Annotated in this window: 17 protein-coding genes, 1 riboswitch and 1 other annotated feature; of the genes, 9 read left to right on the top strand and 8 right to left on the bottom strand. The window is 39.7% G+C overall.

Annotation, left to right across the window (positions count from 1 at the left end; translation table 11 throughout):
* The first annotated feature begins 97 nt into the window (after window positions 1-97).
* Window positions 98-1069 (top strand): UDP-glucose 4-epimerase GalE, encoded by a 972-nt coding sequence (galE, locus tag QUF78_RS23700; RefSeq protein ID WP_289326626.1) that lies wholly within the window; start codon window positions 98-100, stop codon window positions 1067-1069.
* Between the two features lie 209 nt (window positions 1070-1278).
* Here galE and QUF78_RS23695 read toward each other — a convergent pair whose 3' ends face one another.
* On the bottom strand, window positions 1279-1599 hold the full coding sequence (locus tag QUF78_RS23695; protein ID WP_289326625.1) for a hypothetical protein: 321 nt from the start codon (window positions 1597-1599) through the stop codon (window positions 1279-1281).
* A gap of 288 nt (window positions 1600-1887) precedes the next feature.
* Window positions 1888-2712: an ATP-grasp domain-containing protein gene (locus QUF78_RS23690; RefSeq protein ID WP_289326624.1), complete on the bottom strand. Its 825-nt coding sequence runs from the start codon at window positions 2710-2712 to the stop codon at window positions 1888-1890.
* Between the two features lie 59 nt (window positions 2713-2771).
* Window positions 2772-3024: a binding site (T-box leader), on the bottom strand.
* Between the two features lie 160 nt (window positions 3025-3184).
* Between QUF78_RS23690 and QUF78_RS23685 the strand changes: the two genes are divergently transcribed.
* Window positions 3185-4075, top strand: a complete 891-nt coding sequence (locus QUF78_RS23685) for a PhzF family phenazine biosynthesis protein (RefSeq protein ID WP_289326623.1) — start codon at window positions 3185-3187, stop codon at window positions 4073-4075.
* 221 nt (window positions 4076-4296) lie between these two features.
* Here QUF78_RS23685 and QUF78_RS23680 read toward each other — a convergent pair whose 3' ends face one another.
* Window positions 4297-5016 carry a pentapeptide repeat-containing protein gene (locus tag QUF78_RS23680; protein WP_289326622.1) on the bottom strand — a complete coding sequence of 240 codons (720 nt, stop codon included), beginning with the start codon at window positions 5014-5016 and terminating at the stop codon, window positions 4297-4299.
* 16 nt (window positions 5017-5032) lie between these two features.
* Window positions 5033-5362 (bottom strand): PadR family transcriptional regulator, encoded by a 330-nt coding sequence (locus tag QUF78_RS23675; protein WP_289326621.1) that lies wholly within the window; start codon window positions 5360-5362, stop codon window positions 5033-5035.
* A gap of 237 nt (window positions 5363-5599) precedes the next feature.
* On the opposite strand from QUF78_RS23675, the gene QUF78_RS23670 reads away from it, so the two are divergent.
* Window positions 5600-6220 carry a class I SAM-dependent methyltransferase gene (locus tag QUF78_RS23670; RefSeq protein ID WP_289326620.1) on the top strand — a complete coding sequence of 207 codons (621 nt, stop codon included), beginning with the start codon at window positions 5600-5602 and terminating at the stop codon, window positions 6218-6220.
* An 81-nt stretch (window positions 6221-6301) separates the two neighbouring features.
* On the opposite strand, the gene QUF78_RS23665 is transcribed toward QUF78_RS23670, so the two are convergent.
* Entirely contained in the window at window positions 6302-6541 is a 240-nt protein-coding gene (locus QUF78_RS23665; RefSeq protein WP_289326619.1) for a hypothetical protein, read from the bottom strand.
* Between the two features lie 274 nt (window positions 6542-6815).
* Between QUF78_RS23665 and QUF78_RS23660 the strand changes: the two genes are divergently transcribed.
* Entirely contained in the window at window positions 6816-7520 is a 705-nt protein-coding gene (locus QUF78_RS23660; RefSeq protein ID WP_289326618.1) for a class I SAM-dependent methyltransferase, read from the top strand.
* Between the two features lie 427 nt (window positions 7521-7947).
* Window positions 7948-8781 (top strand): STAS domain-containing protein, encoded by an 834-nt coding sequence (locus tag QUF78_RS23655; protein WP_289326617.1) that lies wholly within the window; start codon window positions 7948-7950, stop codon window positions 8779-8781.
* A 144-nt stretch (window positions 8782-8925) separates the two neighbouring features.
* Here the strand turns inward: QUF78_RS23655 and QUF78_RS23650 are convergent, their stop codons facing one another.
* Both QUF78_RS23650 and QUF78_RS23645 read right to left on the bottom strand, forming a co-directional pair.
* Window positions 8926-9582, bottom strand: coding sequence for a potassium channel family protein (locus QUF78_RS23650; protein ID WP_289314753.1), 657 nt, complete (start codon window positions 9580-9582; stop codon window positions 8926-8928).
* 23 nt (window positions 9583-9605) lie between these two features.
* Entirely contained in the window at window positions 9606-10943 is a 1338-nt protein-coding gene (locus QUF78_RS23645; RefSeq protein ID WP_289326616.1) for a TrkH family potassium uptake protein, read from the bottom strand.
* A gap of 168 nt (window positions 10944-11111) precedes the next feature.
* Window positions 11112-11254: riboswitch (cyclic di-AMP (ydaO/yuaA leader) on the bottom strand.
* Between the two features lie 332 nt (window positions 11255-11586).
* Here QUF78_RS23645 and QUF78_RS23640 point away from each other — a divergent pair.
* Window positions 11587-11778, top strand: a complete 192-nt coding sequence (locus QUF78_RS23640; RefSeq protein ID WP_289314755.1) for a hypothetical protein — start codon at window positions 11587-11589, stop codon at window positions 11776-11778.
* 397 nt (window positions 11779-12175) lie between these two features.
* Entirely contained in the window at window positions 12176-13423 is a 1248-nt protein-coding gene (locus QUF78_RS23635) for an MFS transporter (RefSeq protein ID WP_289326615.1), read from the top strand.
* A 46-nt stretch (window positions 13424-13469) separates the two neighbouring features.
* Here QUF78_RS23635 and QUF78_RS23630 read toward each other — a convergent pair whose 3' ends face one another.
* Window positions 13470-14069, bottom strand: coding sequence for a TetR/AcrR family transcriptional regulator (locus tag QUF78_RS23630; protein ID WP_289326614.1), 600 nt, complete (start codon window positions 14067-14069; stop codon window positions 13470-13472).
* Window positions 14070-14188: 119 nt separating this feature from the next.
* Between QUF78_RS23630 and QUF78_RS23625 the strand changes: the two genes are divergently transcribed.
* Both QUF78_RS23625 and QUF78_RS23620 read left to right on the top strand, forming a co-directional pair.
* Complete coding sequence (locus QUF78_RS23625; RefSeq protein WP_289326613.1) at window positions 14189-14914, top strand: ABC transporter ATP-binding protein; 726 nt, start codon at window positions 14189-14191, stop codon at window positions 14912-14914.
* Window positions 14911-15927, top strand: a complete 1017-nt coding sequence (locus QUF78_RS23620; RefSeq protein WP_289326612.1) for an ABC transporter permease — start codon at window positions 14911-14913, stop codon at window positions 15925-15927. Before QUF78_RS23625 ends, QUF78_RS23620 begins: the two co-directional genes overlap by 4 nt.
* The last annotated feature ends 361 nt before the right edge of the window (window positions 15928-16288 follow it).

Raw genomic sequence — 16288 nt, 5'->3', positions numbered from 1 at the left:
AGGGAGGGGCTCTTTTCAATAATAAAAAAGAGCCCCTCAAACTCTAAGGACATAAATAGGTTACGAATAAAGCTTAAAGTAAAAGGGGAAATTCTATATGATTTTGGTCGTTGGCGGTGCAGGATATATTGGAAGTCATCTTGTAAAAGAGTTAGTGAATACAGAAGAGGTTGTCATTCTGGATAATCTCTCAACCGGTTTTCGTTCGCTGGTCGATTCGAAGGCCATCTTGGTTGAAGGGAATTTAGGGGACAAAGCGGTTTTGAATGAAATATTCCTTAAATATCCCATTAAAGCCGTTATGCACTTTGCTGCTAATAGCTTGGTTGGTGAGTCTGTTCAAGACCCTTATAAATACTATGAGAATAATGTTGGTGCAACTCTTACATTATTGAATACCATGCTCAAGCATGATGTTAAGAATTTCATTTTTTCATCAACGGCAGCTACATACGGGATACCAAATGTAGATATGATTGATGAAGATCAGCCAACTAATCCGATTAATCCATATGGCCGCTCGAAATTGATGGTAGAGCAAATCTTAGGTGACTTTGCAAAGGCATATGGACTCCATTATGTAGTTTTGCGATACTTTAATGCGGCTGGAGCACATGTATCGGCAGAAATCGGTGAAAGCCATGATCCGGAAACACACCTGATCCCCATTATTTTACAGCATTTATTAGGTCAACGTGATAAGATTTCCGTGTTTGGTACGGACTATGACACAGAAGATGGCACTTGCATCCGTGATTATATTCATGTAACGGATTTAGCTCAAGCTCATATAATCGCGCTTCAAGCCCTATTGTCCGGGAAGAAGGATACGGCCACCTACAATCTTGGGAATGGAAAAGGATTTTCGGTTAAGGATGTAATCGACACTTGCGAAAAAGTCACAGGAGTGAAACCGACCATAGAGTATGCAGACCGACGCCCTGGTGATCCAGCCCGTCTGGTTGCTTCTGCTAATAAGATATTTGAAGAACTTGGATGGAAGGCATCAATAGATTTGGAAGAGATTATTGAAAGTGCATGGAAATGGCATAAATCTCAAATGAATTAAAGGTCCCTTGGGACTCGATAGTCGTTTCAGACTGTAGACAAACTCGAAGAAAAGCGAGTTTGCCTGCAGTTTTTTTATTTAAAGAAAGTTGCAGGTGATTTCAGAAATCCGCTCCCTTTCCGGTCAAGCCGACATACCTAAAACAATGAGGAAAACCTAAAAAAATAGCCCACCATAGAGGGAGGCCATCTCCAATATGTATTAATTATTCATAACTCTCCATTTTCTAGTTTTTTGTTTAAAAGTATATAATCATCTTTGTTAAAGGTTATCGCTACTCTATCTAATCTATCTCCATTTGGATATAAATATAACTGTTGATTGAATTTTATACCTAAAGGTACGACTGTTTGATAAATAAGATTTAAAATCTTAAAACATTCTAAATCTACTCCTTCTTTCAAATGATTTTTAACATGAATTATTACTAGATCTTCAATATTTTCAAACCTAGGTTTTCGAGGAGAGATATTATCAGCTTTACAAAGTCTTTTTAATAGATTTTGATAATAATCATGATATTGTTTCAAATTAACCACCTCATATTTTATTAAATAAAGCTAGCTTTAGCGTACTTCGTTTAGACCAAATTATTATTATCGTTTGGACAATTTAATTGGGGAGTAATGAGATCAGTCTTCTTACTTTCGACCGTCCCCGCAGTAATTCGACCTACCGCGTACTTTATTCGACCGTCCCCGCAGTAATTCGACCTACCGCGTACTTTATTCGACCGTCCCCGCAGTAATTCGAGCTACCGCGTGCTTTATTCGACCGTCCCCGCAGTAATTCGAGCTACACACACTTCATTCGACATTCTAAGCTTCCAGTGCTTTCTGGATTGATTTTTTCAGGGCTTCTACGAATTTCTGGCGTGTTTCATCGGTTAATTCCAACAAAGAAAGATAGGGATTTAAATCTTCCAGTTCAACTAATAATAGTTCACCATGTTCATTCCGGCACGCATCAACTCGTTGAATCCCCCAATCAAGGTTGTTCCATTCAATAAATTGTTGAGCAAAAGCTAGATCTTCTTCAGTAGGTGCATATTCTTTCAATTCCCATCTTTTCTCTTTATCCGGAGCATAAAGGGCATACTGAAATTCTGTATCGATAAAGTAAAATGAGACTTCATATTCAAAATTGATAAATGGTTGTACCAATGTATTTTTCAATTCAGAATTAACTTTGCCATTCAATGCATCTTTCGTAACAAATTCCAAACCGATAGAATCCGCTCCATCTTTCGGCTTTACGATATACGTGTCTACATTAGGCAGTTTATCTAGGGAGTGAACCGTATCGATAGTTGGAATGACAGGAAATTGAGCATTCGTTAGTTCTATTAAGTATTCTTTTCCGTTCATATCAGCCTTTCCTATAAATGAATTGTAAGTTTTCAAATGATTGGTAGCCACTCTTTTACGGAATGCTTGATACTTATCTTTAAAATTTGCTACTGGACCAGCATTTCGAAATACAATTAGGTCAAAATCCTTTTCAAACGTTTCAATATCTTCAGGATGACAAATGACCAATTGAAAATCTTCCCTAAGTTTTGAAGTTAGATATAAATCCTCCTCGTAATAATTTCTTCCTTTTGCTTCATAGTTTAAATCTGTTACGAATAATAGTGTCTGCATTAGACCTGCACCTCTTTGCCTTTATTTTCATTGATTTAAATACAAAAAATCCCGTCTCATTAAGAGACGAGATTTGAACTCGCGGTACCACTCTTGTTTAATAAAATGCTTCGAAAGCAAATTACTACCCTTTACGAACGTACAATAATACGTTGTCCCTTATAACGGGGGAAACCGATAAAGCTTACTAAGGATTCGGCTTTACTTCTCAGGGATGATCTTCGGTTATATTCTGGACACTGGCTTTCAGCAAAGCACCAGCTCTCTTTGGAACAGAAACTATAACGTACTTTTTCCCTTCATGGAATTTTAAATGAAATTAGATGAATTTGAGTCATTGTACAATAGTCAGAAAATAAAATCAATGGTTGTTTCTCTTAATATAGGTAAACTGGACGAAAAAGGGATTTTATAAAGAACATAGAATTACTATTCAAGAGAAGCACCATTCGGTTAATAGGAGATGTTAGATTTGAAAATGGTTAGGGTTTTTCATTACGATGCGTTCAGCAGTAAACCGAATAAAGGAAATCCGGCAGGTGTGGTTTTAGATGCGGATGGACTGACGGAAAAGGAAATGCAGGATATAGCGCTGAAGGTGGGGTTCAATGAAACCTCTTTTCCCATGGAGTCCGATATTGCCGATCTTAGAATCCGTTATTTTACACCAGGACACGAAATGAATCTTTGCGGACACGCGACAATGGCTGCCATTCATGCACTGAAGACCAGAGGATTATTGGATAAAGATGAGCTGATGATTGAAACAGGAGCGGGAATATTACCAATCAAGATCCATACGATGGCTGATCGAGAGCTATACATTACGATGAAGCAGGCTACCCCAACGTTTGAAGAGTTTAGCGGAGATAAGCGGGATTTAGCGAGTTCCCTCGGACTTGATATAGAAGATCTGGAAGCGGAGTTACCTATTATGTATGGAAGTACAGGTTTATGGACTTTACTGATTCCGATAAATGACCTCAATGGATTCAAAAAGATGAAGGCGAACAATAAACTGTTTCCACAAATTTTAAAGGAAATGCCAAGAGCTTCTGTTCATCCCTTTTGCTTGGAAACGTACGATCAGGATGCCCATATGCATGCCCGGCATTTCTCCTCGCCATTTTCAGGTACGCTTGAGGACCCGGTTACAGGAACGGCTTCAGGTGTAATGGGCGCTTATTATGCAAAATACATAAAAGATGACCGTGAAAATGAGCTGCACCTGTTAATAGAACAGGGAATTGAAATCGGAAAGGATGGCAGGGTCCGCGTTACGGCTACAAAAAACCATGACAACTATGATATTGAAATCACAGGGAATGCTGTCTACGTTAATGAATTTGAAGTGGAAGTCTAAAGGTTCATGCAGGGGAGGATGGGGGGGTGAATGATGAGAAAGGTATATTGAAAATACGAAAAACCCTCTGCCAAGACGTTTCATGTCTTAGCAGAGGGTTCTTGATGAATCATTCCCCCATGCTCATTCCTTTTAAAACGACCGCAGTCAGAAATACGGTCACGCAAATGATTGAGGTGGATACGACAATCGCTATCGGTAAAGTCATTGGAAATTCCTCCTTAGATGATGGTCACGCCGCTAAGATCAACCTTACCTCCATGTAAAAAGTTGTAAGTGAGTTTATCCATCGAAGCTCCCGTAAAGTCAATTTTCTTTAAATCGGACACCCGAAATTGAACATTGATGAGTGTGGCGTCGCGAAATGATGCCTTTTTCAATGAAGAACCCTCGAAAACGGTTTGGTTGAATGTTTCCCCATCAAATATAAGACCAGATAAATTACAGCCTTTAAAATGGGTCTTGTTATAAATGCTGTTCTTGAAAGTTACGCCTTTTAAATTGGCACTTTTAAATAAGGTACTAGTTAAATTGGCGTTTTCAAAGATGCAGTCATTTAAGTTACTGCTTTTAAATGTGCTGTTCGTCAGGTCCGAATGGCTGAAGTCGGAACGGCTTAAATCACAGGAATTAAATTTCCCATCATGCACGGAAACCGAGCGGAAGTCGGAATCCAATAAACGGTGTCTGGAATAGTCCATGGATATCGCCTGCTCAAGCTCGTTATACTGAAGGTTGAGTGATTCCATGAGCTCTGATACTTCTCCAATTGAATCCACAGTCAGCTTATAAGCTTCTTGCTCACTAGAGCCATTCCTTTTATGGTCATTGTATTTTTCCAGTAAGTTTTGCAGCAGTTCTTCTTCCAATTCCTTTGTGGTTTTTGCATTTTTGTACGGGGCAAAAATGCTATGAACATGTGCATGCAGTTTTTCAATCACATTTCATCTTCCTTTCTTACAAGAGGCGTTCAAGTATTCTCTTGGCCTGCTCCCAGTCATTTTTATTTTGCGTATATGTCTCTTCCCCGATTGGGGTGATTTTGTAATACTTCCTTCTTCCGCCTTGTGTAGCATCTCCCCAATAAGAGAGGATGCAACCATCCTTTTCTAGACGTTTTAAGCTGGAATACATCGTAGCTTCCTTTATTTCATATTGCTCATTTGAACTCACATATATCAGTTTGCTGATTTCATAACCATATTTATCGCCACTTTGCAGGAGTTTTAGAATCATCGTATCTACATGTCCGCGAAGCAAGTCAGAGGATAGTTTACGTTCAACCAAATCCTCACCTCCTTTGGTATATCTTATAGTGTATTACTATGACAGTCAAGGTAATTTGTATAATATGGAGTGTGTCAGTTGGGGGCTTTATATTTGGAGGGTCGTTCTTAAACATGTCCGTTATCGCGGACCACTGCGTCGCATACTATTTTTAATTTTACTAATTTGCCAGATATAATATCCGCTTGGAAGGGATTTATTATGCTACATAGAAGAAGTATGTAAGGGGTGGGGATGTTGAATAATTCGTGGAATAAAGTGATTTATAAGTTTTGGTCGCCGATTTATGATAAAATCTTCAACTCTCATCTCTTTTTAGATGCCAGGAAAAGAATATTTGAAGAGATGCATTTTCATGATAATGAGAAGGTTCTGTTTGTAGGCGTAGGTACGGGTGCCGATTTGGAGTTGATCAAGAACCTTGACCTTGAGATAACGGCGATAGATCTATCAGCCGATATGCTGAAGAAAGCGATGGGGAAATATGAAAATACAACGATCAAATTCCTGGAGATGGATGCACAGAATATGGAATTCGATAATGAATCGTTTGACTATGTACTTGGAAGTTTGGTCCTTTCCGTCGTACCTGATGCCAATCAATGCCTTCAGGAAATGATCAGGGTTTTAAAAGGAGAGGGGAAAATAATACTATTTGATAAGTTCATTTCTAAAGATGAACGGCTTTCATTACCCAAAAAGGTTCTGAGACCCATCATTGGATTGTTAGGTACAGATATTGGCTTGCGGTTTGAGGACTTGTTCAGTAGACATGAAATGAATATGAAAATTGAAGAAGATCGACCGATCATGCTGAATGGAATGTACAGAAAGATAATCATCAGTAAACGGATATGACATGTAAAGACCTATAAAGGTGTGGAAACATTCTCGAAAATGAAAGGGCTCAACATGAAAACACTTAAGAAGTTTATATTCTTATAGATTTGGTAATCTGAATGATTTCCAGTCATCGTTCATATACTCTTCAATCTCACTTATTACGTCATCCATCATACCTTTTGTTTGTTTTTCCTTAGGTCGGCTTATTTTAAAAGGATTTTTAAAAAGAAAAATTCCAATTAAGTCTTCTAAGTGTCCTTCTTTTCTATACAGCCTTACATATGGATCAGTCTGTTTATATAGGAAAACGTAAGCCTGATCCGCTGTAAAGTACATGTAATGATTGACATGTAAATAAAAAGCCCCTGCCTCATCTATTATGGATATAGGACTGATCAACGGGTTATTAAGTAATGGTGGATAAATACTATCAGAAGGCAGTTAGAGCACATTCTTGATACCTTTAAATGCCAGTGGACATTAAATAATCAACGGGGTCCAATAGTGTGTGAACGCCATCTGTAACGCATTTTTGATGCAGCTGTTACATGGGAACCGACCGAAATCGATATAATTAAGTGGTGGGATTTAATGGGAAGAGGTGAGGGTTTTGTCGGAGACGATTACAACCTATGAAGATCTATTGAACATGCTGGACTCGTTATTGCGTGAGCCCACTGCATTCTGGAATGGTTTTTATGAAGACCGTGAAAAAGGGATTCCCTTTTTCGGAAACCTCCCTGATGAGAATTTGGTTCAATACTTTGATAGTGGGTTACTTGGGTCAGGAAAGGTTCTTGAGCTTGGGTGCGGACCTGGAAGAAATGCTATTTACCTTGCTCAAAAGGGCTGTTCCGTTGATGCGGTGGATCTTTCAAAGGAAGCCTTGGAATGGGGGAAAGAACGAGCGGAAGAAAGCAAAGTGCACGTGAACTTCATTCAAAGGAATATGTTTGAATTGGACATTGGGGAAGGGCAATATGACTTTGTATATGATTCAGGTTGTTTTCATCATATTGCTCCACATCGAAGGATCAATTATTTAGAGATGGTGAAAAAGGCGTTAAGGCCTAAGGGAATGTATTCGATTACTTGTTTTGTGGAAGGCGGCATATTGGGTGGTGCAGATATCTCGGATTGGGAGGTATATAGGCAAAGAAGCCTTAAAGGCGGATTAGGTTTTACTGAAGAAAAACTTAGAATGATCTTCAAGGATTTTGAAGTGGTGGAAATACGTAAAATGAGGAAAATGGAACAATCTGATGAAACCTTTGGGGTGCAGGGTTTATGGACCGCAATATTTATGAAAAGGTAATTCTCATGGTGTTAATTAGGTTATGTGGATAGTATAGCTCAATTTCACTGAACGGAGGATCTGGGATCAGGTCCTTTTTTACGTGATAAAGAAAAGGGGCAGGATGGCGGTGAATTTGTTAACAAAAAATAAAAATGGTAAACTATAACAAAAAAATACGATTTGGTGAATGCTGCTTTACCAGAATGATAGATGAATGTTCTTGCAGATTTTTTTTTTTGAAAAATCAGTGGTTGTATGGTTTCAAAAACAGCTGGGAAGGTATATGGAATGAAGGGACCATTGGCATGGGATCTTAAGTATTGAAGCGGTTATCTTCGATGCTTCTTTTGTTGATAAAACGGTTAACTTTCAATACCCTGACAATGCTGATTCAGTCTTTAATAGCATTAGATATTATAAAAAAATTAAATAGGTGGAGGAGTTTATGCACAGAAATAAAGAACTATATTCCTTTTTATTAGGTGAGGCAGCTCAATTGACTGAGGATTGGTACGCAACATTGAATAAAAATGATAAGTCGGGGGTTTATAGCTCACCCGATCCCAAAGTGATTAAAAAACTGAAGCAACAAAATAATGAATTCCACTTACATTTCTTTCAGATATTTGTTACAGAGGAAAGGGAATTCTTTAAGCGTCTTGATGAGTGGATTGAAGATATCGGTCAGGATGAGCAGCATTTAAACACACCCATCTATTTTATATTGAGGGAGTTTTTTCGAACGCAAGAGCAATATCTGGATTACATTGACCGATTTGTGGGATTGCATGGAGATCGATATACACGGGAGGAAGTAAATTCCTGGTATCGGATAGTGGTCAAGGTGTTCAGTGAAGTGATGGAGAGGTTTACGGAAGCGAATCATAAATATGCCAATAAAATTATGAAAGCCCAACAGGCCACGATCGATGAATTGAGCACGCCCATCATTTCCCTTAAAGATAATACCGCGTTGCTTCCCCTGATAGGCGATATTGACACGACGAGGGGCATGTCCTTGCTTGAAAACACCTTACAAAAGTGCGCTGAAAAAAATGTCACCAGGCTTTTCATTGACCTATCGGGCGTTCATGCAATAGATAGTGCATCCGCCCACCAACTGTCACAATTGATTGAATCCTTACATTTGATCGGAATTCATACAACCCTTTCAGGACTTCGGCCGGAAATAGCCATGACTGCCGTTAAGCTTCAACTGCCTTTTGATAAAGTGACGATAAAGTCTACTCTTGCCCAAGCGATCAGTACGATAAAATAATACATACATATACATGGCAAGGGTATGCTCGTTATAAATTTCAGCGAGAAGACCTCCATATGGCGGTCTTCTCGCATGTATAGGTGATGCTACATTCAAAATAGGTGGCGGGCTCCATAAGGCAAAAGCCGGCCACCTACCGGATTATTCAATATTTGCAAAGACGGCTAGGTCTTCTTTATTGCCAACGACCAAAAGCATATCTTTTTCATGGATATCCTGATCTGGTGACGGTGCTATGATAATTTCTCCGTTACTCACGATGGCAATGACGCTGATATTATATTTTGCGCGTAAATCAAGTTCCCTGAGGCTTTTTCCCTTCATGCTCATGGGGAGGATGATTTCCTCGATATTGTATTCTTTAGACAGCTCGATATAGTTCAGCATGTTAGGGAACAGGAGCTGATTCGCGACCCGTTCCCCCATATCCCTCTCAGGATAGATGACCCAGTCGGCACCAACTTTAGTGAGCACCTGACCGTGATTTTTATTAAGTGCTTTGGCAATGACCTTTTTGACCCCAAGCTCTTTTAAAAGCAAGGTAGTCAAAATGCTTGATTGCATATCATTTCCGATGGCTACGATGACACAATCAAAATTACGGATTCCGATGGATTTCAATGTCTCTTCTTCAGTGGTATCCGCCATGACTGCATGGGTAACGCTCAGTTCCGCATTCTCGACTCTTTCCTCGCTGATATCAATACCCAATACCTCTTGGCCAGCGGTATATAATCTATCTGCCACACTACTTCCGAATCTGCCTAAACCGATCACGGCATATTGTCGTTTTCCCATCATTTACACTCCTTCAGTTTTGGTTAACCAATCATGATTTTCCCTTTTGGATGACGGAAGGGATCTGGCTTACGCCTCATTGCGATGGCAAAGGCCAAAGTCAAAGGACCCACCCGGCCTGCAAACATCGTGAAAATGATGAGCAATCGGCCAACAGGTGATAATTCGGGGGTCAAACCCATTGAAAGCCCCACTGTGGCGAATGCTGAAGTGGCTTCAAATAAAATCATCAAGAAATCACTTCCGCTTTCTGTGATGGTCAGCAGAATGGAAATGATTGAAACGAGGAAGCCCCCGATGAATGTAACGGATAATGATTTAAAGATGGTTTCATTCAAAATGCGGTGACGGAATAATACCACATCACCCTTTCCTTTAATCTGTGACCAAACCGTTCCAAGAAGCGTCGCAAATGTTGTTGTTTTAATCCCGCCGCCAGTCGATCCGGGTGATGCCCCAACGAACATCAAGAAAATGATGAGCAGTAATGTAGGTTGAGTTAAATCAGGGATATTCAACGTATTGGAGCCTGCTGTCCTTGGTGAAACCGATTGAAATAAAGACGATAACGCTTTACCCATGAAAGATAAAGGCTGCAATGTTTTGGCATTACCGAACTCGAATAAAAAGATTAAAATTGCGCCGACGATTGTAAGGGTCAAGCTAGTCATCAGAACAACCTTGGTATGTACGGATAAACGATGGGTTTCACGATATTCGTATAGTTCATTCATTACGATAAAACCTATTCCGCCAAACGTGATGAGGAAGGCGACGGTAAGGGTTACGAATGGGTCCGATACATAAGGGGTCAAACTCCTGAATTCCCCCATTAAATCAAAGCCGGCGTTATTGAAATTCGATATGGAATGAAAAACCCCGTAATAGATCGCCTTGCCGACTGGCATGTCAAAAGAAAAGCGGATTGATAAGATAAGGGCACCCACGCCTTCAATGATGGCCGTGAAAATTAAAAGCCGTTTTACTAACTTGACTACACCTGCCATGGATAGATTATTTAAGGACTCCTGCAAGAGTAACCTGCCTTTTAAAGAAATCTTTTTGCCTAATAAGAAAAAGAAAAACGTGGCAAATGTCATGAACCCTAGGCCGCCTATCTGAATCAGTGTTAAGATGACCAACTCACCAAAGGTGGTGAAAGTCGTTCCCGTATCCACCACCACAAGCCCTGTTACACATGTAGCGGAGGTTGAGGTGAATAAAGCATCCAGAAAAGAAAGGCCATTCCCATTTTCAGTCGAAATCGGCAGGGTCAGCAAATAGGCCCCAATAAGTATCAGGATGGCAAAGCCGAGTACAAGGATTTTTGGCGGATCCAATAAATTTTTTGCTTTTATCAAATGATCATCCCTACCTATAAAAATATTGTGTAAAACTTATGAAATCTTAACCATCAATCCTCTTTATAAATCTTTTTCAAAGCATAATAAAAAGACCTGCGAAAACATCGAAAGGCTTTTTTGTCACAAAAAGAGTGCAAAAAAAGCTCCCGAAATAGGCGGTCTTATGACCTCCTTCGCTTTAGCCGACGAAGTTAGCTGACGGGTAGGATGGCGAAAGAGCTGATCTCATCCCTTCTGCAAGGCAGAATTAACCCCAAATGATTGGGTCCTCCGTACTCAATTCCCTTGAGTTTTGGCCGAAATGCATTAAATTGATAAACGTATTCTACTCCCATCATTTAGCAGTTGTAAACCCCTAAAGTGTAAAAAAATATTTCTTTAACAAGACTGAAAATTTACGTTTTATTTACATTTTAAAAACGTATTGACAAATATTAGTTAGCACATTATGATAGGTTCGATTAAGGCGATTATGATGACCAACATCGATGTACTTTATTCAATACTTTCAAGCAGAACATGTCATTGCAAATCTATTTTCTAATATAAATAAATTATTTTTCTTTTGAAAATCATAAAAAAAAAAGTATGGCATTCTTATTTAAAGGTTTCAAACATTTTATAAAAAAGGCGGGCAATTATGGAGAAGACGTTCAATAGATATGTTATTAACGCTACAGGCAAGGGTGGACAGACATATTTAACACAATGCCAGGATAAAGATGCACTTAGGAAATGGATAGCCGATCATGAGGATCAAATCATAATGAATGAGTTAAGGATAACGGATAAGAAAAAGAATCCGTTGTTAAAATTGTTTTCTCTAAGGTAAATCAACTGAAATTATGTCATCCTGTGTACTATCCGGGAACTAGAGCGAAAAATCCATAACTTGTTTTGCTAACTCATTTATTTTTGAATGAGTTTTTTTGCGTTGAAAATTATGACGTTTACACTATTAATACAATAATGTTAAAATTTAGAAAAATGATGAATCTGGATGTAATGAAGAGAAAGCAAATGGAATGACCACATTTCAGAGAGCACCGTCAACTGGAAGGAGTAAGCATAAATTGAAGCAATTCTCCAGTATGGGAAGGGGATGCTGTGACGGGAACTTCCGTTATGGTGCGTAGTAACACCGCACTATTGATCTCGTCCCAGAGAAGCCTTTCCTGGGGATGGGATTTTTTTATTGTTTATATTTCTTTTTCTAAGGAGGAGAAGCGTTGACATTAAAAAATTCATTAGTAGCTTGGAAATATCCTTCCATCCTATTGTGCGGGATCGGGATTTCCAACTTTGGTGCATGGGTTTATTTTATTGCACTTAATTTAATCGTGCTGGATATGACTGATTCAGCTTTAGCGGTAGCTGGACTTTATATCGTTAAACCGATGGCTGCCATATTTACGAATGTTTGGGCAGGCAGCGTGATTGACCGGATAAATAAGCGGAATCTAATGGTGGCACTTGACCTATTTCGAGCGGTATTCATAGCCTTGCTGCCATTGACTTCTTCTATTTGGGTCATCTATTCCCTTGTCTTCGTGATCAATATGGCAGGGGCCATGTTCGGAACGACATCAAGATCTTATATAACAAAATTAATACCCATTGAACAGAGGAAACGATTTAACTCGTTACGAAGCTTAATGGATTCTGGGGCTTTTTTGATTGGACCTGCGATAGCGGGTCTCCTTTTCTTGATCGGTACACCCGTTTTAGCCATTTACATTAACGCGGCTGCCTTATTATTATCCGGCATCATCACTCTATTCATGCCCGATCTTGAAAAGGGACGTTCCCTTGAACAATCCAGTCATTACCTGTCTTGGACCATCATGAAAAAGGATTGGGGCATCGTCATGGACTTCAGCCGGAAATTTTCCTATATCATGCTCATTTATTTCTTATTCAGCTGTATGGTAGTAATGGAAACGGCCATGGATTCCCAAGAAGCGGTGTTTGCCAAGGCCGTGCTCCTTTTGTCGGACAGCGATTACGGATTCCTTGTAAGCATCGCCGGGGCAGGCATCATTGCGGGTGCAATAGTCAATGCGGTATTCATCAATAAAATACCAATATCGTACCTAATTGGACTTGGATCTTTATTTGTATCGATAGGTTATGTGATCTATGCCCTTTCAAATTCCTTTTCGATGGCCGCCATCGGATTTTTCATCATTGCCTTTTCACTGGCTTTTGCCAACACAGGATTTCAAACATTTTATCAAAATAATATTCCAGTGGAGATTATGGGGAGGGTTCGAAGTATTTTTGGCTTGTTGGAAGCTTTACTGATCATCATGACTACAGCGATTGTTGGTGTCTCAGCTCATTTCATTTCGATTAGGTTGGTGGTCATTTCAGGTACCATGATCATGTTCGCCGTATCAATTTTACTGTCCATACTTAGTATGAAGGCCTCGAAGAGCAGGTATTATTCCATTGGGAATGCCGGGGAAAAAATGTAACTTTTTATAAAAGGCATGTAAATGGAACATGCCTCTTATAAAAACTTCATTGAACGAATGTCCGCACTTGGCTGATGAAGTTCAAGATTTGAAAATGAATTTTCGCCATTTCTTCCACCGTTTGGCCGTCGCAATTCTCCAGCCACTCCTGTATCACGCCTAAAATCGCTGATGTCATGAAGGCATGCATATACTTACGAAACGCCTCATCTTTTGCTGCTGGATGCTGGCTGATTAGTCGCTCCAACAGCACTTCACCGAATACACGCTTTATTTTTTTTGCAAAAGAAGGATCGCCCTGATCACCAAGAATGGCCCTTAATGCATGTGCATGTTCACTAATGAATTGAAAAATTGCTACGAAGGGCGGGTAAAGTTGTTGATGATGAAGAGCCAAAAAAGCCTCTTTCGGCAGAATGGCAGTAATCCGTGTTTGAAGTTCATTTAACAATTCCTGCTGTAAGTGATCCATCAATTCATATTTATCCGTATAATGCAAATAAAATGTGCCCCGATTAATGTTAGCGCGTTCCGCAATTTTCTTCACTGTTACATGTGAGAACCCCTCTGCCTCTACGAGTGCAATAAAATGATGTTGTATCTGCAGTTTCGTTTTATGTACCATATCCTCATGAATCGATCCCATGAAATGTCTCCTTCACTTAACATTTTTTCCAAATATGTTGATTGTATTAGACCAAATGCTACCTTAGAATGATGATACACTCAACACCGTGTCAATTAAAGAGGAAGGATGTGTGTACAATGAAAAATGCTATTTCCATTGAAGGAATTGCTAAAGATTTTCACCAAAAAAAGGTCATTCAGCCATTGAACCTGAATATAGAAAAAAATGGGATTTTCGGCTTGCTAGGTCCATCCGGATGCGGAAAGACGACCTTGATTAAAATGATTGTCGGATTGATTAAGCCCGATGCGGGTAAAGTCACGGTTCTTGATCATGAAGTGCCAAATGAAGCACTGTTAATGGATGTCGGCTATATGGCACAGTCCGATGCTTTATATACAGAACTGACGGGAGCTGAAAATCTCGCATTTTTTGCGAAGCTTTACCGTTTATCGAAAAAGGAGCGAAGGGAACGCATTCGATATGCAGCTGAAATCGTACAATTGACGAATGATTTGAACGTTCGGGTAGCGTATTATTCCGGTGGGATGAAACGGCGTCTGTCACTGGCGGTAGCACTCATCCAAAACCCGGAGATCCTCATTTTGGATGAACCGACCGTAGGGATAGACCCTTTGCTGAAACAATCCATTTGGCAGGAACTTGAACGTTTAAGAAATGAAGATCATAAGACGATCATCATCACGACTCATGTGATGGATGAGGCGGAACGATGCGATAAACTGGCGATGCTCCGTGAAGGTGAAATAATCGCATCAGGAACACCGGCAGCTTTAAAAACACAATATGCAGTGGAAACGCTTGATGATGTTTTTTTGAGGATTGGAGGTGGACTATCATGAGAATTGCCTCTCTTGTTACTCGAATTATACAGCAGATGCGCCGGGATCGAAGGACACTCGCTTTATTTTTCCTTGCTCCATTGCTCATTTTAACGCTCATGTATTTTATTTTCGATACAGAAGCGAGTGATTTGGAAATCGTTGTTACAGGTAGTGATGAAACTCTGGTTAAAGCATTGAAACAAGCGGATTTTCAAGTAACGGCTGCTGAGAAGTTTTCTAAGGAAAGAATGATTGAAAATACTACGGATGGCTGGTTGCATGTTGAAAATGGCCAGATAAAACTGACGCTGTTAAACGACGAACCGGCTCGAGCAAAGGCCGTTCAAATGGAAATGATGCAGGCGTTGCAAGGGAAACAGAAAAATACTCCTTCCATTGAGGAGCAATTTGTTTACGGGGATGCAAACACAAAGGGTTTTGATACTTTCAGTCCGATGCTCGTTAGCTTTTTCGTTTTCTTCTTCGTATTTTTAATAGCGGGTATTGCGCTTTTGAAGGAGCGAACAAGTGGTACGTTGGAACGGCTGCTTGCGACACCGATTAAACGATACGAAATCGTAGCGGGTTATGTGATCGGATATGGCTTATTTGCTCTTATTCAAACGATAATAGTCGTCCTATATGCTGTAAATGTGCTGGATATCGTGCTTGTTGGCTCAATATGGCTCGTTTTATTGACGAATATACTCGTCGCGCTCGTTGCATTATCGCTTGGTACTTTACTATCGAGTTTCGCAACATCTGAATTCCAAATGGTACAATTCATTCCGCTGGTCATCGTGCCGCAAGTCTTCTTTACAGGGATTTTCCCATTAGATGGCATGGCAGACTGGCTGCAAAAAATAGGCAAGGTCATGCCGCTTTATTACGCGTCGGATGCCATGAACGGCATTATGTACAAAGGTTTCACATTTAATGATATTTTACTGGATTTACTCATTCTCCTGGCATTTTCCGTCGTTTTTATAACCATCAATATCATCAGTTTAAAAAAATACCGTGCCTTATAATGAGGATTAAATACCAATCCTTGCTAAGATGATTACATCTGAATAACGTAAAACAAAGTCGGATTCCTGGATCGTGAGGAACCGGCTTTTTGTCTTACTGGAAGAAGATCGAATTTTGGTTGAAGGTCGAATTATTCCACACAACAGTCGAATTATCCGGATGTAGGTCGAATAAACCCACACATCGGTCGAATTATCCGGATGTAGGACGGAATATCCCACACAAAGGACGAATTATCGGGGATTAAGGACGAATTATCCTTCCCATCGTTGATTCATTCTAAAAAGCTTCCCTTAGAAGTAGTTTGTTGACGGGGTGTTAAAGATGTCCTAGGATATAATGATATGCAGTAATTTGGAA

This window comes from Peribacillus sp. ACCC06369 (assembly GCF_030348945.1).
GTDB lineage: Bacteria > Bacillota > Bacilli > Bacillales > DSM-1321 > Peribacillus.
The sequence above is the reverse complement of the archived record's forward strand: the minus strand, read 5'-3'. Positions and strand labels throughout refer to the sequence as shown.

What these genes read in the sequence shown, in the direction of transcription:
- galE (WP_289326626.1), top strand. Translation starts at nt 98, where the DNA reads ATGATTTTGGTCGTTGGCGGTGCAGGATATATTGGAAGTCATCTTGTA.
- QUF78_RS23690 (WP_289326624.1), bottom strand. Translation starts at nt 2,712, where the DNA reads ATGCAGACACTATTATTCGTAACAGATTTAAACTATGAAGCAAAAGGA.
- QUF78_RS23665 (WP_289326619.1), bottom strand. Translation starts at nt 6,541, where the DNA reads ATGTACTTTACAGCGGATCAGGCTTACGTTTTCCTATATAAACAGACT.
- QUF78_RS23655 (WP_289326617.1), top strand. Translation starts at nt 7,948, where the DNA reads ATGCACAGAAATAAAGAACTATATTCCTTTTTATTAGGTGAGGCAGCT.
- QUF78_RS23650 (WP_289314753.1), bottom strand. Translation starts at nt 9,582, where the DNA reads ATGGGAAAACGACAATATGCCGTGATCGGTTTAGGCAGATTCGGAAGT.
- QUF78_RS23640 (WP_289314755.1), top strand. Translation starts at nt 11,587, where the DNA reads ATGGAGAAGACGTTCAATAGATATGTTATTAACGCTACAGGCAAGGGT.
- QUF78_RS23630 (WP_289326614.1), bottom strand. Translation starts at nt 14,069, where the DNA reads ATGGGATCGATTCATGAGGATATGGTACATAAAACGAAACTGCAGATA.
- QUF78_RS23625 (WP_289326613.1), top strand. Translation starts at nt 14,189, where the DNA reads ATGAAAAATGCTATTTCCATTGAAGGAATTGCTAAAGATTTTCACCAA.
- QUF78_RS23620 (WP_289326612.1), top strand. Translation starts at nt 14,911, where the DNA reads ATGAGAATTGCCTCTCTTGTTACTCGAATTATACAGCAGATGCGCCGG.